The 14,627-nt window shown below is 66.4% G+C and carries 28 protein-coding genes; all 28 read left to right on the plus strand.

All coding sequences use genetic code 11. The features are described from left to right. Positions 1–54: 54 nt before the first annotated feature. Complete coding sequence (gene rpsJ, locus OG519_RS21265) at positions 55–363, plus strand: 30S ribosomal protein S10 (protein ID WP_014144312.1); 309 nt, start codon at positions 55–57, stop codon at positions 361–363. Positions 364–377: 14 nt separating this feature from the next. Then, the gene (gene rplC, locus OG519_RS21270) at positions 378–1,022 is read left to right on the plus strand and encodes a 50S ribosomal protein L3 (RefSeq protein ID WP_405586279.1); all 645 of its coding nucleotides are present in this window, start codon (positions 378–380) and stop codon (positions 1,020–1,022) included. Positions 1,023–1,027: 5 nt separating this feature from the next. After that, complete coding sequence (rplD, locus tag OG519_RS21275) at positions 1,028–1,687, plus strand: 50S ribosomal protein L4 (protein WP_405586282.1); 660 nt, start codon at positions 1,028–1,030, stop codon at positions 1,685–1,687. Then, entirely contained in the window at positions 1,687–2,034 is a 348-nt protein-coding gene (rplW, locus tag OG519_RS21280) for a 50S ribosomal protein L23 (protein ID WP_405586285.1), read from the plus strand. The genes rplD and rplW overlap by 1 nt, the downstream gene beginning before the upstream one ends. A 48-nt stretch (positions 2,035–2,082) precedes the next feature. Continuing rightward, positions 2,083–2,919, plus strand: a complete 837-nt coding sequence (rplB, locus tag OG519_RS21285) for a 50S ribosomal protein L2 (RefSeq protein WP_405586288.1) — start codon at positions 2,083–2,085, stop codon at positions 2,917–2,919. A gap of 12 nt (positions 2,920–2,931) precedes the next feature. Next, entirely contained in the window at positions 2,932–3,213 is a 282-nt protein-coding gene (gene rpsS, locus OG519_RS21290; protein WP_405586290.1) for a 30S ribosomal protein S19, read from the plus strand. 56 nt (positions 3,214–3,269) lie between these two features. After that, a complete protein-coding gene (gene rplV / locus OG519_RS21295; RefSeq protein WP_405586293.1) occupies positions 3,270–3,617 on the plus strand; it encodes a 50S ribosomal protein L22 in 348 nt (115 codons plus the stop codon). Further along, positions 3,617–4,462, plus strand: coding sequence for a 30S ribosomal protein S3 (rpsC, locus tag OG519_RS21300; RefSeq protein WP_405586296.1), 846 nt, complete (start codon positions 3,617–3,619; stop codon positions 4,460–4,462). Before rplV ends, rpsC begins: the two co-directional genes overlap by 1 nt. Positions 4,463–4,467: 5 nt before the next feature. Then, on the plus strand, positions 4,468–4,887 hold the full coding sequence (rplP, locus tag OG519_RS21305) for a 50S ribosomal protein L16 (RefSeq protein ID WP_093742370.1): 420 nt from the start codon (positions 4,468–4,470) through the stop codon (positions 4,885–4,887). Beyond that, entirely contained in the window at positions 4,887–5,129 is a 243-nt protein-coding gene (rpmC, locus tag OG519_RS21310) for a 50S ribosomal protein L29 (RefSeq protein ID WP_405586299.1), read from the plus strand. The genes rplP and rpmC overlap by 1 nt, the downstream gene beginning before the upstream one ends. Continuing rightward, complete coding sequence (gene rpsQ / locus OG519_RS21315; RefSeq protein ID WP_405586302.1) at positions 5,129–5,419, plus strand: 30S ribosomal protein S17; 291 nt, start codon at positions 5,129–5,131, stop codon at positions 5,417–5,419. Before rpmC ends, rpsQ begins: the two co-directional genes overlap by 1 nt. Positions 5,420–5,538: 119 nt before the next feature. Continuing rightward, positions 5,539–5,907: a 50S ribosomal protein L14 gene (gene rplN / locus OG519_RS21320; RefSeq protein ID WP_405586305.1), complete on the plus strand. Its 369-nt coding sequence runs from the start codon at positions 5,539–5,541 to the stop codon at positions 5,905–5,907. Positions 5,908–5,910: 3 nt separating this feature from the next. Further along, positions 5,911–6,234 (plus strand): 50S ribosomal protein L24, encoded by a 324-nt coding sequence (rplX, locus tag OG519_RS21325; protein ID WP_405586308.1) that lies wholly within the window; start codon positions 5,911–5,913, stop codon positions 6,232–6,234. Further along, a complete protein-coding gene (rplE, locus tag OG519_RS21330; RefSeq protein WP_405586311.1) occupies positions 6,234–6,800 on the plus strand; it encodes a 50S ribosomal protein L5 in 567 nt (188 codons plus the stop codon). Before rplX ends, rplE begins: the two co-directional genes overlap by 1 nt. A gap of 3 nt (positions 6,801–6,803) precedes the next feature. Continuing rightward, positions 6,804–6,989, plus strand: a complete 186-nt coding sequence (locus tag OG519_RS21335) for a type Z 30S ribosomal protein S14 (RefSeq protein WP_033177806.1) — start codon at positions 6,804–6,806, stop codon at positions 6,987–6,989. A 139-nt stretch (positions 6,990–7,128) separates the two neighbouring features. Continuing rightward, positions 7,129–7,527, plus strand: coding sequence for a 30S ribosomal protein S8 (rpsH, locus tag OG519_RS21340; protein WP_405586315.1), 399 nt, complete (start codon positions 7,129–7,131; stop codon positions 7,525–7,527). A 21-nt stretch (positions 7,528–7,548) separates the two neighbouring features. After that, positions 7,549–8,088 carry a 50S ribosomal protein L6 gene (gene rplF, locus OG519_RS21345; protein WP_405586318.1) on the plus strand — a complete coding sequence of 180 codons (540 nt, stop codon included), beginning with the start codon at positions 7,549–7,551 and terminating at the stop codon, positions 8,086–8,088. Between the two features lie 2 nt (positions 8,089–8,090). Then, complete coding sequence (rplR, locus tag OG519_RS21350) at positions 8,091–8,474, plus strand: 50S ribosomal protein L18 (RefSeq protein WP_405586320.1); 384 nt, start codon at positions 8,091–8,093, stop codon at positions 8,472–8,474. A gap of 48 nt (positions 8,475–8,522) precedes the next feature. Continuing rightward, positions 8,523–9,128: a 30S ribosomal protein S5 gene (gene rpsE, locus OG519_RS21355; protein ID WP_093713222.1), complete on the plus strand. Its 606-nt coding sequence runs from the start codon at positions 8,523–8,525 to the stop codon at positions 9,126–9,128. Then, a complete protein-coding gene (gene rpmD / locus OG519_RS21360; protein WP_030890715.1) occupies positions 9,128–9,310 on the plus strand; it encodes a 50S ribosomal protein L30 in 183 nt (60 codons plus the stop codon). The genes rpsE and rpmD overlap by 1 nt, the downstream gene beginning before the upstream one ends. A gap of 2 nt (positions 9,311–9,312) precedes the next feature. Continuing rightward, complete coding sequence (gene rplO / locus OG519_RS21365) at positions 9,313–9,768, plus strand: 50S ribosomal protein L15 (protein WP_405586325.1); 456 nt, start codon at positions 9,313–9,315, stop codon at positions 9,766–9,768. A gap of 272 nt (positions 9,769–10,040) precedes the next feature. After that, positions 10,041–11,357 (plus strand): preprotein translocase subunit SecY, encoded by a 1,317-nt coding sequence (gene secY / locus OG519_RS21370; RefSeq protein ID WP_405586328.1) that lies wholly within the window; start codon positions 10,041–10,043, stop codon positions 11,355–11,357. Continuing rightward, on the plus strand, positions 11,357–12,019 hold the full coding sequence (locus tag OG519_RS21375) for an adenylate kinase (RefSeq protein WP_405586331.1): 663 nt from the start codon (positions 11,357–11,359) through the stop codon (positions 12,017–12,019). Before secY ends, OG519_RS21375 begins: the two co-directional genes overlap by 1 nt. A 191-nt stretch (positions 12,020–12,210) precedes the next feature. Next, on the plus strand, positions 12,211–13,044 hold the full coding sequence (gene map / locus OG519_RS21380) for a type I methionyl aminopeptidase (RefSeq protein WP_405586333.1): 834 nt from the start codon (positions 12,211–12,213) through the stop codon (positions 13,042–13,044). 143 nt (positions 13,045–13,187) lie between these two features. Continuing rightward, positions 13,188–13,409: a translation initiation factor IF-1 gene (gene infA / locus OG519_RS21385; protein ID WP_003956442.1), complete on the plus strand. Its 222-nt coding sequence runs from the start codon at positions 13,188–13,190 to the stop codon at positions 13,407–13,409. Positions 13,410–13,449: 40 nt separating this feature from the next. Next, positions 13,450–13,563, plus strand: a complete 114-nt coding sequence (gene rpmJ / locus OG519_RS21390; RefSeq protein WP_003956441.1) for a 50S ribosomal protein L36 — start codon at positions 13,450–13,452, stop codon at positions 13,561–13,563. Between the two features lie 184 nt (positions 13,564–13,747). Further along, positions 13,748–14,128, plus strand: coding sequence for a 30S ribosomal protein S13 (gene rpsM, locus OG519_RS21395; RefSeq protein WP_405586336.1), 381 nt, complete (start codon positions 13,748–13,750; stop codon positions 14,126–14,128). A gap of 69 nt (positions 14,129–14,197) precedes the next feature. Further along, positions 14,198–14,602 (plus strand): 30S ribosomal protein S11, encoded by a 405-nt coding sequence (gene rpsK / locus OG519_RS21400; protein WP_006376016.1) that lies wholly within the window; start codon positions 14,198–14,200, stop codon positions 14,600–14,602. Positions 14,603–14,627 lie beyond the last annotated feature (25 nt).

The following is a 14,627-nucleotide window of genomic DNA, read 5'->3' on the forward strand; positions in this document are numbered from 1 at the left end:
GTCGGGCAAGCGGGTGCCAAGAGCGTAAAAAGAGACAAGGACTACGGAGTAGCCATGGCGGGACAGAAGATCCGCATCCGGCTCAAGGCCTACGACCACGAGGTCATCGACTCCTCGGCGAAGAAGATCGTCGAGACGGTGACGCGTACTGGTGCGCAGGTCGCGGGCCCGGTGCCGCTGCCCACTGAGAAGAACGTGTACTGCGTCATCAAGTCGCCGCACAAGTACAAGGACTCGCGCGAGCACTTCGAGATGCGCACGCACAAGCGCCTGATCGACATCCTCGACCCGACGCCCAAGACCGTTGACTCGTTGATGCGCCTGGACCTGCCGGCCGGCGTTGACATCGAGATCAAGCTCTGAGAGGCGCGGAGAAGATGGCAAAGCAGATCAAGGGCATCCTGGGCGAGAAGCTCGGCATGACCCAGGTCTGGGACGAGAACAACCGTGTCGTCCCGGTGACCGTCGTCAAGGCCGGCCCGAACGTCGTGACCCAGGTTCGCACCAGCGACAACGACGGCTACGAGTCGGTCCAGCTCGCATTCGGCGAGATCGACCCGCGCAAGGTGAACAAGCCCCTCAAGGGCCACTTCGCGAAGGCCGATGTCACGCCCCGCCGCCACCTGGTCGAGCTGCGTACCGCAGACGCCGGTGAGTACACGCTCGGCCAGGAGATCACCGCCACGGTGTTCGAGGCCGGCGTCAAGGTGGACGTGACCGGCAAGAGCAAGGGCAAGGGCTTCGCCGGTGTCATGAAGCGTCACAACTTCAAGGGCCTCGGCGCCGGACACGGCGTTCAGCGCAAGCACCGCTCGCCGGGCTCCATCGGCGGCTGTGCCACCCCCGGCCGCGTGTTCAAGGGCATGCGCATGGCGGGTCGCATGGGCAACGAGCGGGTGACCACCCAGAACCTGACCGTTCACGCCGTTGACGCGGAGAAGGGCCTGCTGCTCATCAAGGGCGCGGTTCCTGGTCCGAACGGCGGCCTCGTCCTGGTCCGCACCGCGGCCAAGGGGGCCTGAAGGATATGAGCACCACCATTGACATCTGGTCGCCCGCGGGCGACGTGACCGGGACCGTAGAGCTCCCGGCCGAGATCTTCGACGCCAAGGTCAGCATCCCGCTGATCCACCAGGTCGTCGTCGCGCAGCTGGCCGCCGCCCGTCAGGGCACGCACAAGGTCAAGACGCGTGGCGAGGTCCGCGGTGGCGGCAAGAAGCCGTACCGCCAGAAGGGCACCGGCCGCGCCCGTCAGGGTTCGACCCGCGCCCCGCAGTTCGCCGGTGGTGGCGTCGTGCACGGTCCCGTGCCGCGTGACTACTCGCAGCGGACCCCCAAGAAGATGAAGGCCGCCGCCCTGCGCGGTGCCCTCACCGACCGGGCGCGCCACAACCGCGTGCACGTCGTGACCGGTGTGATCGACGGTGACAGCCCGTCGACCAAGGCCGCGAAGACGCTCTTCGGCAAGATCAGCGAGCGCAAGAACCTGCTGCTGGTCGTCGAGCGCGCCGACGAGGCCGCGTGGCTCTCCGCCCGCAACCTGCCCCAGGTGCACATCCTGGACGCCGGCCAGCTCAACACGTACGACGTGCTCGTCTCCGACGACGTGGTCTTCACCAAGGCCGCCTTCGACCGTTTTGTCGGTGTCGGTAACGGCGCCGCCGAGACCGAAGGGAGCGACGCCTGATGGCCGAGCAGACCGACCCCCAGACGACCGGGACACTGGTCACCAGCAAGACGTACACGGACCCCCGTGACCTGCTGATCAAGCCGGTTGTCTCGGAGAAGAGCTACGCGCTGCTCGACGAGAACAAGTACACGTTCGTCGTCGACCCGCGCGCCAACAAGACCCAGATCAAGCAGGCCGTCGAGGCGGTCTTCCAGGTCAAGGTCACCGGGGTCAACACGATCAACCGGCAGGGCAAGCGCAAGCGCACCCGCACCGGTTTCGGCAAGCGCGCGAACACCAAGCGCGCCATCGTGACCCTTGCCGAGGGCGACCGCATCGACATCTTCGGCGGCCCGGTCTCCTAACGGGGGCTGGATCGTTCAGAAGTCCGGAATTCATCCGAGGACTGAGAAATGGGTATCCGCAAGTACAAGCCGACGACCCCGGGCCGTCGTGGCTCCAGCGTCGCCGACTTTGTCGAAATCACGCGGTCCACGCCGGAGAAGTCGCTGGTCCGCCCGCTGCACAGCAAGGGCGGCCGTAACAACGCCGGTCGTGTGACCGTTCGCCACCAGGGTGGTGGCCACAAGCGCGCCTACCGTGTCATCGACTTCCGTCGGCACGACAAGGACGGCGTGCCCGCCAAGGTCGCGCACATCGAGTACGACCCCAACCGCACCGCGCGCATCGCGCTGCTGCACTACGCGGACGGCGAGAAGCGCTACATCCTCGCCCCCGCCCGCCTGAAGCAGGGCGACCGGATCGAGAACGGCGCCAACGCCGACATCAAGCCGGGCAACAACCTGCCGCTGCGCAACATCCCGGTGGGTACCACGATCCACGCGATCGAGCTGCGGCCCGGTGGCGGCGCGAAGATCTCCCGCTCCGCGGGTGCTTCGGTCCAGCTGCTGGCGAAGGAAGGCAACATGGCCACCCTTCGTATGCCGTCCGGCGAGGTCCGGATGGTCGACGTACGCTGCCGCGCCACCATCGGCGAGGTCGGCAACGCCGAGCAGTCGAACATCAACTGGGGCAAGGCCGGCCGGATGAGGTGGAAGGGCGTTCGCCCGACCGTCCGCGGTGTCGCCATGAACCCGGTGGACCACCCGCACGGTGGTGGTGAGGGCAAGACCTCCGGTGGTCGCCACCCGGTCTCCCCGTGGGGTCAGAAGGAGGGTCGTACTCGTTCGCCGAAGAAGGCGAGCAGCAAGTACATCGTCCGCCGCCGCAAGACGAACAAGAAGCGCTAGGAGCGGGTGTAGATGCCGCGCAGTCTCAAGAAGGGGCCCTTCGTCGACGACCACCTCATCAAAAAGGTGGATGTCCAGAACGAAGCAGGCACCAAGAACGTCATCAAGACCTGGTCCCGCCGCTCGATGATCATCCCGGCCATGCTCGGCCACACGATCGCGGTGCACGACGGCCGTAAGCACGTCCCGGTGTTTGTCACTGAGTCGATGGTCGGCCACAAGCTCGGCGAGTTCGCGCCGACCCGCACCTTCCGCGGCCACGAGAAGGACGACCGCAAGGCGCGTCGTCGCTGATCAGCGGCGAGACGCGACACGACGCGACAGACATGACAGACACTGAAGGGACAACCATGGAAGCCAGGGCCCAGGCGCGGTACATCCGCGTCACGCCCATGAAGGCCCGCCGCGTGGTGGACCTCATCCGTGGCATGGATGCCACGGAGGCTCAGGCGGTCCTGCGTTTCACGCCGCAGGCCGCGAGCGTGCCGGTCGGCAAGGTGCTGGACAGCGCCATCGCCAACGCCGCGCACAACTACGAGCACACCGACGCCGAGACGCTGTTCATCAGCGAGGCGTACGTGGACGAGGGCCCGACCCTGAAGCGGTTCCGGCCGCGCGCCCAGGGCCGTGCCTACCGGATCCGCAAGCGGACCAGCCACATCACCGTGGTCGTCGCCAGCAAGGAAGGGACCCGGTAATGGGCCAGAAGGTTAACCCTTACGGGTTCCGGCTCGGCATCACCACGGACTTCAAGTCCCGGTGGTACGCCGACAAGCTGTACAAGGACTACGTCAAGGAAGACGTCGCCATCCGCCGGATGATGACGCAGGGCATGGAGCGGGCCGGCATCTCCAAGGTGGAGATCGAGCGCACCCGTGACCGCGTCCGCGTCGACATCCACACCGCCCGGCCGGGCATCGTCATCGGCCGCCGCGGCGCGGAGGCCGACCGTATCCGCGGTGACCTGGAGAAGCTGACCGGCAAGCAGGTCCAGCTCAACATCCTCGAGGTCAAGAACCCGGAGATGGACGCGCAGCTCGTGGCCCAGGCGGTCGCCGAGCAGCTCTCCTCCCGGGTCTCCTTCCGCCGTGCCATGCGCAAGAGCATGCAGGGCACGCTGAAGGCCGGCGCCAAGGGCATCAAGATCCAGTGCGGTGGCCGTCTCGGCGGCGCCGAGATGTCCCGCTCGGAGTTCTACCGCGAGGGCCGGGTGCCGCTGCACACCCTGCGCGCCAACGTGGACTACGGCTTCTTCGAGGCCAAGACCACCTTCGGCCGCATCGGTGTGAAGGTGTGGATCTACAAGGGCGACGTCAAGAACATCGCCGAGGTCCGCGCCGACAACGCGGCCGCCCGCGCCGGCAACCGTCCGGCCCGCGGTGGCGGCAACGAGCGTCCGCAGCGCCGCGGTGGCGAGCGTGGCGGCGAGCGCGGTGGCCGTGGCGGCCGTCGTCCTCAGACGGAAGGCGCCCCGGCCGCCAAGGCCGAGACCGCTGCCCCCGTCGAGGCCCCGGCCGCGGAGACCCCCGGAACGGAAGGCTGAGTACCATGCTGATCCCCCGCAGGGTCAAGCACCGCAAGCAGCACCACCCCGGCCGTGACGGCATGGCCAAGGGCGGCACCGAGCTGGCGTTCGGTGAGTTCGGCCTCCAGGCCGTCACCCCCGCCTACGTGACCAACCGGCAGATCGAGTCCGCTCGTATCTCCATCACCCGGCACATCAAGCGTGGCGGCAAGGTCTGGATCAACATCTACCCGGACCGTCCGCTCACCAAGAAGCCGGCCGAGACCCGCATGGGTTCCGGTAAGGGTTCGCCGGAGTGGTGGATCGCGAACGTCAAGCCCGGACGGGTGATGTTCGAGCTGTCTTTCCCGAATGAGAAGGTCGCTCGTGAGGCGCTCACCCGCGCCGCGCACAAGCTTCCGATGAAGTGCCGCATCGTGCGGCGCGAGGCAGGTGAGTCGTGATGGCGGTCGGTACCAAGACGACCGAGCTGCGCCAGCTCGGCGACGAGGAACTCGTCGGCAAGCTGCGTGAGGCCAAGGAGGAGCTCTTCAACCTCCGCTTCCAGGCGGCCACCGGACAGCTGGAGAACAACACCCGGCTGAGGACCGTCCGCAAGGACATCGCCCGGATCTACACGCTGATGCGCGAGCGCGAGCTGGGCATCGAGACCGTGGAAACGGTGGAGCCGGTGGAGAGCGCCTGATGAGCGAGAGCACTGTGACTGAAGAGAACGCGAACGAGAGCCGCGGCTTCCGCAAGACCCGCGAGGGTCTGGTGGTCAGCGACAAGATGGACAAGACCGTCGTGGTCGCCGTCGAGGACCGTGTGAAGCACGCCCTCTACGGCAAGGTCATCCGTCGCACCAACAAGCTCAAGGCGCACGACGAGCAGAACGCCGCGGGTATCGGCGACCGTGTTCTCCTGATGGAGACCCGGCCGCTGTCCGCGACCAAGCGCTGGCGCGTCGTGGAGATCCTCGAAAAGGCCAAGTAGTCCGGGCCATGTAATCCCTGAGCGGTATCGCTCAGGACCGTTCCGTCAGGCTCGGCGGTGGGGCTCGTACTCCGTACCGGCCCCCCGCCGGGAACCGACGCGACAAACAGGAGATAGACGTGATCCAGCAGGAGTCGCGACTTCGTGTCGCCGACAACACTGGTGCCAAGGAGATCCTTTGCATCCGTGTTCTCGGAGGCTCGGGTCGCCGCTACGCGGGAGTCGGTGACGTCATCGTCGCCACCGTCAAGGACGCGATCCCCGGTGGCAACGTGAAGAAGGGCGAGGTCGTCAAGGCGGTCATCGTGCGCACCGTCAAGGAGCGCCGCCGTGCCGACGGCTCGTACATCCGCTTCGACGAGAACGCGGCCGTCATCCTCAAGAACGATGGCGACCCCCGTGGCACCCGCATTTTCGGCCCGGTCGGCCGCGAGCTGCGCGAGAAGAAGTTCATGAAGATCGTCTCGCTCGCGCCGGAGGTGCTGTAACCGATGAAGATCAAGAAGGGCGACCTGGTCCAGGTCATCACCGGTAAGGACAAGGGCAAGCAGGGCAAGGTCATCGTGGCCTACCCCCGCGAGGACCGGGTCCTGGTCGAGGGTGTCAACCGGGTCAAGAAGCACACCAAGGCCGGCCAGACCGACCGCGGTTCGAAGACCGGCGGCATCATCACCACCGAGGCGCCCGTCCACATCAGCAACGTGCAGTTGGTTGTCGAGAAGGACGGCAAGAAGGTCGTGACCCGGGTCGGCTACCGCTTCGACGACGAGGGCAACAAGATCCGCGTTGCCAAGCGAACCGGTGAGGACATCTGATGACTGCCACCACCACCAGCACCTCCCCGCGTCTGAAGGCGCGCTACCGTGCCGAGATCGCCGGCAAGCTGCGTGACGAGTTCCACTACGAGAACGTCATGCAGATCCCCGGCCTCACCAAGATCGTGGTCAACATGGGTGTGGGCGACGCCGCCCGCGACTCCAAGCTGATCGAGGGCGCCATCCGCGACCTCGCCACGATCACCGGTCAGAAGCCGCAGGTCACCAAGGCTCGCAAGTCCATCGCGCAGTTCAAGCTGCGTGAGGGTCAGCCGATCGGGGCGCACGTCACCCTGCGCGGTGACCGGATGTGGGAGTTCCTGGACCGGCTGCTGTCGCTGGCGCTGCCGCGTATCCGCGACTTCCGCGGCCTGTCGCCGAAGCAGTTCGACGGCCGTGGCAACTACACCTTCGGTCTCACCGAGCAGGTCATGTTCCACGAGATCGACCAGGACAAGATCGACCGCGTCCGGGGTATGGACATCACCGTGGTCACCACGGCGACCAACGACGATGAGGGCCGCGCCCTCCTTCGTCACCTCGGCTTCCCGTTCAAGGAGGCGTGAGCCGTGGCGAAGAAGGCTCTCATTGCCAAGGCCGCTCGCAAGCCCAAGTTCACTGTGCGCGGGTACAACCGCTGCCAGCGCTGTGGCCGGCCGCACTCCGTCTACCGCAAGTTCGGCCTGTGCCGCGTGTGCCTTCGTGAGATGGCCCACCGTGGTGAGCTGCCGGGCGTGACCAAGAGCTCCTGGTAATTCCGTCAGTCGGCGGAACACAGACCAGGACCGATCCACTACGCCGTAGGTCCCCGCACCACACCCGTCCCCGGCTCCGGCCGGGGGAGAGGGACGGAGCAGACAGGAAACCCCGGCGAGAGAGGCCCAGGGCCAACTCATGACCATGACCGACCCCATCGCAGACATGCTGACCCGTCTGCGTAACGCGAACTCGGCGTACCACGACGATGTCGAGATGCCGTTCAGCAAGATCAAGTCGCACATCGCGGAGATCCTCCAGCAGGAGGGCTACATCACCGGCTGGAAGGTCGAGGAGGCGGAGGTCGGCAAGAACCTCGTCCTCGAGCTGAAGTTCGGCCCGAACCGCGAGCGCTCGATCGCCGGCATCAAGCGGATCAGCAAGCCGGGTCTGCGGGTCTACGCAAAGTCCACCAACCTGCCGAGGGTGCTCGGGGGCCTGGGCGTGGCGATCATCTCCACGTCGCACGGGCTGCTCACCGGCCAGCAGGCGCAGAAGAAGGGCGTGGGTGGGGAAGTCCTCGCCTACGTCTGGTAACCGGGAAAGAGAGGTAAAGCAATGTCGCGCATCGGCAAGCTGCCCATCTCGGTTCCCGCCGGAGTGGACGTCACCATCGACGGCCGCACGGTCGCGGTGAAGGGCCCCAAGGGCTCGCTCACCCACACCGTCGCCGCGCCGATCGAGGTCGCCAAGGGCGAGGACGGCACTCTGCTGGTCACCCGCCCCAACGACGAGCGTGTCTCGAAGGCCCTGCACGGCCTGTCCCGCACGCTGGTGGCGAACATGATCACCGGCGTGACCGCGGGCTACACGAAGGCACTCGAGATCAGCGGCGTCGGCTACCGCGTCCAGGCGAAGGGCTCCAACCTGGAGTTCGCGCTGGGCTACAGCCACCCGATTCTCGTCGAGGCCCCTGAGGGGATCTCCTTCAAGGTCGAGTCCCCGGTGAAGTTCTCCGTCGAGGGCATCGACAAGCAGAAGGTCGGCGAGGTCGCCGCCAACATCCGCAAGCTGCGGAAGCCCGACCCGTACAAGGCCAAGGGTGTCAAGTACGCCGGCGAAGTCATCCGCCGCAAGGTCGGAAAGGCCGGTAAGTAGCCATGGCATACGGTGTGAAGATCGCCAAGGGCAAGGCGTACAAGGGGGCCGCTCTCAAGCGGCGCCACATCCGGGTCCGCAAGCGGGTCTCGGGTACGACCGAGCGTCCGCGCCTCGTGGTGACGCGGTCCAACCGCGGCATCGTGGCGCAGGTCATCGACGACCTCGCGGGCCACACGCTCGCGTCCGCGTCGACCCTCGACGCGTCCATCCGTGGCGGCGAAGGCGACAAGAGCGCCAAGGCCAAGCAGGTCGGCCAGTTGGTGGCCGAACGTGCCAAGGCCAAGGGCGTCGAGGCTGTCGTGTTCGACCGTGGCGGCAACCAGTACGCGGGGCGCATCGCCGCCCTGGCGGACGCCGCCCGCGAAGCCGGTCTGAAGTTCTAGCCGGTTCCGTCTGACGGAGAAACGCCGAAATCAGGGAGAGGTAATCCAATGGCTGGACCCCAGCGCCGCGGAAGCGGTGCCGGTGGCGGCGAGCGACGGGACCGCAAGGACCGGCGGGACGGCGGCCAGCAGGCCGAGAAGACCGCCTACGTCGAACGGGTCGTCGCGATCAACCGCGTCGCCAAAGTTGTGAAGGGTGGTCGTCGCTTCAGCTTCACCGCGCTGGTCGTGGTGGGCGATGGTGACGGCACCGTCGGTGTCGGCTACGGCAAGGCCAAGGAGGTGCCGGCCGCCATCGCCAAGGGTGTGGAGGAGGCCAAGAAGCACTTCTTCAAGGTCCCCCGTATCCAGGGCACCATCCCGCACCCGATCCAGGGCGAGAAGGCCGCGGGCGTCGTCCTGCTCAAGCCGGCTTCCCCCGGTACCGGTGTGATCGCCGGTGGTCCGGTGCGCGCCGTGCTGGAGTGCGCCGGTATCCACGACGTGTTGTCCAAGAGCCTCGGCTCGGACAACGCGATCAACATCGTGCACGCCACGGTGGCCGCGCTCCAGGGCCTTCAGCGGCCCGAGGAGATCGCCGCCCGTCGTGGTCTGCCGATCGAGGATGTCGCGCCGGCCGCTCTGCTGCGGGCGCGCGCCGGGGTTGGTGCGTGATGGCGCGTCTGAAGGTCACACAGACCAAGTCCTACATCGGCAGCAAGCAGAACCACCGTGACACCCTGCGTTCGCTCGGCCTGAAGCGGCTGAACGACGTGGTGGTCAAGGAGGACCGTCCGGAGATCCGCGGCATGGTCCAGACCGTCCGCCACCTCGTCACGGTCGAGGAGGTCGACTGATCATGGGTGACAACAGCCCGATCAAGATCCACAACCTTCGTCCGGCCCCGGGCGCCAAGACCGCCAAGACCCGCGTGGGTCGAGGCGAGGGCTCCAAGGGCAAGACGGCCGGTCGTGGTACCAAGGGCACCAAGGCCCGTTACCAGGTTCCGGAGCGCTTCGAGGGCGGGCAGATGCCCCTCCACATGCGGCTCCCGAAGCTCAAGGGCTTCAAGAACCCGTTCCGCACCGAGTACCAGGTCGTCAACCTGGACAAGCTCGCTGCCCTCTACCCCGAGGGTGGCGAGGTCACCGTCGCCGACCTGGTCGCCAAGGGTGCGGTGCGGAAGAACCACCTCGTCAAGGTGCTCGGCACCGGCGACATCTCGGTAGCGTTGCAGGTGTCCGTTGACGCGGCCTCCGGCTCCGCCAAGGAGAAGATCACCGCCGCAGGCGGTACCGTGACGGAACTCGTCTGAGGTTTTTGTCACACTTGACCGGGGATGCCCAGCACCTGGGGGCGTCCCCGGTCGTTGTTTCGGTGGATTTCCTTGACCGAACCCCGGCTGATTGCTGGCCTGTTGGTCATTCCTAGCGAGCCTGCCTCGCGGGTAGGGTGGCGAACGCTGTTATTCTCCGAAAGCCTGTGTGCTTTCGCGAGTGCGACAGTAGTAAGCGGCCGTATCTGTCAGATCTGTCAGAACCTCACCAGACCGACCTTCCGCCGTGCGCGGGGGGTGCAGGAGGCACCGTGCTCACCGCGTTCGCCCGGGCGTTCAGGACGCCCGACCTGCGCAAGAAGCTGCTGTTCACACTTGGCATCGTGGTGGTCTACCGCCTCGGTGCCCACGTCCCGGTGCCTGGTATCGACTACTCGGTGGTCAACGAGTGCATCAAGGACACGAAGAGCAACAACAGCCTCTTCGGGCTGGTGAACTTGTTCAGCGGCGGCGCGCTGCTCCAGCTCACGATCTTCGCGCTGGGGATCATGCCGTACATCACGGCCAGCATCATCCTTCAGCTCCTCACCGTGGTGATTCCACGCCTTGAGGCCCTCAAGAAGGAGGGCCAGGCCGGCACCACGAAGATCACCCAGTACACCCGGTATCTGACGGTCGCCCTCGCCGTGCTCCAGGGCACCGGCCTGGTGGCCACCGCCCGTTCCGGCACCCTCTTCTCGAGCTGCCAGAACGCCAGCCAGATCGTGCCGAACCAGTCGATCTTCACCACCATCACGATGGTGGCCACGATGACCGCGGGCACCGTGATGATCATGTGGCTCGGTGAGCTGATCACCGACCGCGGCATCGGCAACGGCATGTCGATCCTGATGTTCGTCGCCATCGCGGCCGGCTTCCCCGGCTCGCTGTGGGCGATCAAGGTCTCCGGCAAGATCGCCGACGGCTGGGTGGAGTTCCTCGCGGTGATCGCGATCGGGCTGGCGATGGTGGCCCTGGTGGTCTTCGTCGAACAGGCCCAGCGCCGGATCCCGGTGCAGTACGCCAAGCGGATGATCGGCCGGCGGTCGTACGGCGGCACCTCCACGTACATCCCGCTCAAGGTGAACCAGGCCGGTGTCATCCCGGTCATCTTCGCCTCGTCGCTGCTGTACATCCCGGCGTTGATCGTCCAGTTCTCCGGCTCGACGGCCGGCTGGGCGCAATGGGTGAGCCAGAACCTGACCAAGGGCGACCACCCGATCTACATGGCGGCGTACTTCCTGCTGATCGTCTTCTTCGCCTTCTTCTACGTCGCGATCTCCTTCAACCCCGAGGAAGTCGCCGACAACATGAAGAAGTACGGTGGCTTCATCCCCGGTATCCGGGCCGGTCGCCCGACCGCCGAGTACCTCAGTTACGTACTGAACCGCATCACCTGGCCTGGTGCGCTGTATCTGGGTCTCATCGCCCTCGTTCCCACGATCGCCATCGCGATCTTCAACGGGAGCAACGGCAACTTCCCGCTGGGCGGCACCAGCATCCTGATCATCGTGGGTGTGGGCCTGGAAACCGTGAAGCAGATCGAGAGCCAGCTCCAGCAGCGTAACTACGAAGGGTTCCTCCGCTGATGCGAATCGTCCTGGTCGGGCCGCCCGGCGCCGGCAAGGGGACGCAGGCCGCGTACCTCGCCAAGAACCTGTCGATCCCGCACATCTCCACGGGCGACCTGTTCCGCGCCAACATCAGCCAGGGCACTGAGCTGGGCAAGCAGGCAAAGGCGTACATGGACGCCGGTAATCTCGTACCCGACGAGGTCACCATCGCCATGGCGGAGGACCGGCTCGACCAGCAGGACGCGGCGGACGGCTTCCTGCTCGACGGGTTCCCGCGCAATGAGCAGCAGGCGCGGGCACTCGACGCCTACCTGGACCGCAAGGGCATCAGGCTGGACGGCGTGCTCGACCTGGAGGTGCCGGAGGCCGAGGTGGTCAAGCGGATCGCCGGCCGCCGCACCTGCCGCAACGACAGCGCGCATGTCTTCCACATCGAGTACAAGCGGCCCAAGCGGGACAACGTCTGCGACGAGGACGGCGGCGAGCTGTACCAGCGTCCGGACGACACCGAGGACACGGTGCGCAACCGGCTCGAGGTCTACCACCGCGAGACCGAGCCGATCATCGACTACTACAAGCAGCAGAATCTCGTCGTGACGATCTCGGCGCTCGGGCCGGTGCCCGAGGTGACCAAGCGGGCGATGGAAGCGCTGCGGCACACCCAGCACCAGCACTAGGGCCTTCCCGGCCGGTTCTCCGGCTTGGGTGTGTCCTCTCCTGCCTCAGCACGGCATACGGCCGTGGTGTCCCTTGTGGGCGCCACGGCCGTATGGTTGTACGGGCTCAACGATCCACGCAGCACAGCACGGCACGGCACAGCAGCGGCAGCGGCAGCGGCAGCACGGACAGAGGGAGGTCGTCGGCGGCGATGGTGGAGATCAAGACACCGGAGCAGATCGCGAAGATGCGGGCGGCGGGGCTGGTCGTCGCGGCCATCCACGAGGCCACGCGGGCCGCGGCGGTGCCCGGTGCGACCACCAAGGACCTCGACGAGATCGCCGCCAAGGTGATCGCCGACCACGGCGCCAAGCCGAACTTCCTCGGGTACGGCGGCTTCCCCGGCAACATCTGCACCTCGGTCAACGATGTGGTGGTGCACGGCATCCCCGACCGTACGACGGTGCTCAAGGACGGCGACATCCTCTCGGTGGACGCCGGCGCGATCATCGACGGCTGGCACGGCGACGCCGCCTTCACCTGCTTCATCGGCACCGGGCACGCGCCCGAGCTGATCGAGCTCAGCCGGGTGACCGAGGAGTCGATGTGGGCCGGTATCGCGGCCTTCCGCAAGAACAGCCGGCTGGAGGACATCTCCCGGGCCGTCGAGACGTACATCCGCCGCCAGCCCCGCCCCGCCTCGGGTAAGTACGGCATCGTCGAGGACTACGGCGGCCACGGCATCGGCAGCGAGATGCACATGGACCCGCATCTGCTGAACTACGTCACCAAGAAGCGCGGCCGCGGCATCAAGCTGGTGCCGGGCGTCTGCCTGGCCATCGAGCCGATGGTGACGCTCGGCTCCCCGGCCACCCACGTGCTGCGGGACGACTGGACCGTGAAGACCGACGACGGCTCGTGGGCCGCCCACTGGGAGCACTCCATCGCCCTCACCGAGGAGGGCCCGATCGTCCTCACCGCCCCTGACGGCGGTCGCGCCAAACTCGCCGAGTTCGGCATCACCACCGCGCCCGACCCCGCTTAGCGATCTTGATCGGTGGGCATGCTCACCTGATTCTCCCCTGATTCGTCTTTCGGGTGGGCGTGGCGTAGACTCATACGTCGGCTCTCGTGTGCCATCCGGCATGTCTGGAGCCGGCCCCCGGTAGCCGATCCCGAAAGTAGGACATGGCCAAAAAGCAAGGCGCCATCGAAATCGAAGGCACCGTGATCGAGTCTCTGCCGAACGCGATGTTCAAGGTGGAGCTGCAGAACGGTCACAAGGTCCTCGCGCACATCAGCGGCAAGATGCGGATGCACTACATCCGCATCCTCCCGGATGACCGGGTCGTCGTGGAGTTGTCTCCGTACGACCTGACGCGCGGCCGGATCGTCTACCGATACAAGTAACCGCTTGTAGATCAAACAAGACCCGGAGAACCTGAGACCCATGAAGGTCAAGCCGAGCGTCAAGAAGATCTGCGACAAGTGCAAGGTGATCCGGCGCCACGGCCGGGTCATGGTCATCTGCGACAACCTGCGCCACAAGCAGCGCCAGGGCTGACGCAAGCCGACCACCTGCCTTAGCAGAACTTCGCGCGACGCACACCCGCTCATACGCAGTCACCCATCCCCTGCTCCCAGGGGATGACACCCCCGGTGGAGGCCGGGGACCCGATCCGTACCTGGTACGGCGGATGGGGAACCGGTGCTGTGGAAGACCTCCGAAACCATCAGGAGCCAAGCACATGGCACGCCTTTCAGGCGTTGACCTCCCGCGCGAGAAGCGCGTGGAGATCGCCCTCACCTACGTCTTCGGCATCGGGCGCTCCCGCTCCCTCGAAGTGCTGAAGGAAACCGGTGTGAGCCCCGACGTCCGCGTTCGCGACCTTTCCGAGGACGACCTCGTGAAGCTCCGCGACTACGTGGACGCCAACTTCAAGACCGAGGGTGACCTCCGTCGCGAAATCCAGGCCGACATCCGCCGCAAGGTCGAGATCGGCTGCTACCAGGGTCTGCGTCACCGTCGGGGCCTGCCGGTCCACGGCCAGCGCACTCACACCAACGCCCGCACCCGCAAGGGCCCGCGTCGCGCCATCGCCGGTAAGAAGAAGCCGGGCAAGAAGTAGTCCTCAGCCGGACGCTCATCAGCGGTCTTCGCTGTAGGACCGATCACCTCCACCGGGAGAAACCCACACATGCCTCCTAAGGGCCGTCAGGGTGCAGCCAAGAAGGTGCGCCGCAAGGAAAAGAAGAACGTCGCTCATGGGCACGCCCACATCAAGAGCACGTTCAACAACACCATCGTCTCGATCACGGACCCCGCCGGGAATGTGATCTCCTGGGCCTCCGCCGGTCACGTCGGCTTCAAGGGCTCGCGCAAGTCCACCCCCTTCGCCGCGCAGATGGCCGCCGAGTCGGCCGCCCGCCGCGCGCAGGAGCACGGCATGCGCAAGGTGGACGTCTTTGTGAAGGGCCCCGGCTCCGGCCGGGAGACCGCGATCCGCTCCCTCCAGGCCACCGGCCTTGAGGTCGGTTCGATCCAGGACGTCACCCCGACCCCGCACAACGGCTGCCGCCCGCCGAAGCGCCGCCGCGTCTGACCAGCCGACAACAGGAGAACGAGAC

This window comes from Streptomyces sp. NBC_01190, from assembly GCF_045039895.1.
Lineage (GTDB): Bacteria > Actinomycetota > Actinomycetes > Streptomycetales > Streptomycetaceae > Actinacidiphila.

Bases quoted from the DNA above. Each gene is read 5' to 3' on its own strand.
- rpsE (WP_093713222.1), top strand. From the start codon at position 8,523: ATGGCTGGACCCCAGCGCCGCGGAAGCGGTGCCGGTGGCGGCGAGCGA.
- rplE (WP_405586311.1), top strand. From the start codon at position 6,234: ATGACTGCCACCACCACCAGCACCTCCCCGCGTCTGAAGGCGCGCTAC.
- rpmJ (WP_003956441.1), top strand. From the start codon at position 13,450: ATGAAGGTCAAGCCGAGCGTCAAGAAGATCTGCGACAAGTGCAAGGTG.
- rplR (WP_405586320.1), top strand. From the start codon at position 8,091: ATGGCATACGGTGTGAAGATCGCCAAGGGCAAGGCGTACAAGGGGGCC.
- rplW (WP_405586285.1), top strand. From the start codon at position 1,687: ATGGCCGAGCAGACCGACCCCCAGACGACCGGGACACTGGTCACCAGC.
- rplB (WP_405586288.1), top strand. From the start codon at position 2,083: ATGGGTATCCGCAAGTACAAGCCGACGACCCCGGGCCGTCGTGGCTCC.
- rplV (WP_405586293.1), top strand. From the start codon at position 3,270: ATGGAAGCCAGGGCCCAGGCGCGGTACATCCGCGTCACGCCCATGAAG.
- rplX (WP_405586308.1), top strand. From the start codon at position 5,911: ATGAAGATCAAGAAGGGCGACCTGGTCCAGGTCATCACCGGTAAGGAC.
- rplD (WP_405586282.1), top strand. From the start codon at position 1,028: ATGAGCACCACCATTGACATCTGGTCGCCCGCGGGCGACGTGACCGGG.
- rpmD (WP_030890715.1), top strand. From the start codon at position 9,128: ATGGCGCGTCTGAAGGTCACACAGACCAAGTCCTACATCGGCAGCAAG.
- OG519_RS21375 (WP_405586331.1), top strand. From the start codon at position 11,357: ATGCGAATCGTCCTGGTCGGGCCGCCCGGCGCCGGCAAGGGGACGCAG.
- rpsH (WP_405586315.1), top strand. From the start codon at position 7,129: ATGACCATGACCGACCCCATCGCAGACATGCTGACCCGTCTGCGTAAC.
- infA (WP_003956442.1), top strand. From the start codon at position 13,188: ATGGCCAAAAAGCAAGGCGCCATCGAAATCGAAGGCACCGTGATCGAG.
- rpmC (WP_405586299.1), top strand. From the start codon at position 4,887: ATGGCGGTCGGTACCAAGACGACCGAGCTGCGCCAGCTCGGCGACGAG.
- rplF (WP_405586318.1), top strand. From the start codon at position 7,549: ATGTCGCGCATCGGCAAGCTGCCCATCTCGGTTCCCGCCGGAGTGGAC.
- rpsQ (WP_405586302.1), top strand. From the start codon at position 5,129: ATGAGCGAGAGCACTGTGACTGAAGAGAACGCGAACGAGAGCCGCGGC.
- rplP (WP_093742370.1), top strand. From the start codon at position 4,468: ATGCTGATCCCCCGCAGGGTCAAGCACCGCAAGCAGCACCACCCCGGC.
- rpsS (WP_405586290.1), top strand. From the start codon at position 2,932: ATGCCGCGCAGTCTCAAGAAGGGGCCCTTCGTCGACGACCACCTCATC.
- rplO (WP_405586325.1), top strand. From the start codon at position 9,313: ATGGGTGACAACAGCCCGATCAAGATCCACAACCTTCGTCCGGCCCCG.
- map (WP_405586333.1), top strand. From the start codon at position 12,211: ATGGTGGAGATCAAGACACCGGAGCAGATCGCGAAGATGCGGGCGGCG.
- rplC (WP_405586279.1), top strand. From the start codon at position 378: ATGGCAAAGCAGATCAAGGGCATCCTGGGCGAGAAGCTCGGCATGACC.
- rpsK (WP_006376016.1), top strand. From the start codon at position 14,198: ATGCCTCCTAAGGGCCGTCAGGGTGCAGCCAAGAAGGTGCGCCGCAAG.
- rpsJ (WP_014144312.1), top strand. From the start codon at position 55: ATGGCGGGACAGAAGATCCGCATCCGGCTCAAGGCCTACGACCACGAG.
- rpsC (WP_405586296.1), top strand. From the start codon at position 3,617: ATGGGCCAGAAGGTTAACCCTTACGGGTTCCGGCTCGGCATCACCACG.
- rpsM (WP_405586336.1), top strand. From the start codon at position 13,748: ATGGCACGCCTTTCAGGCGTTGACCTCCCGCGCGAGAAGCGCGTGGAG.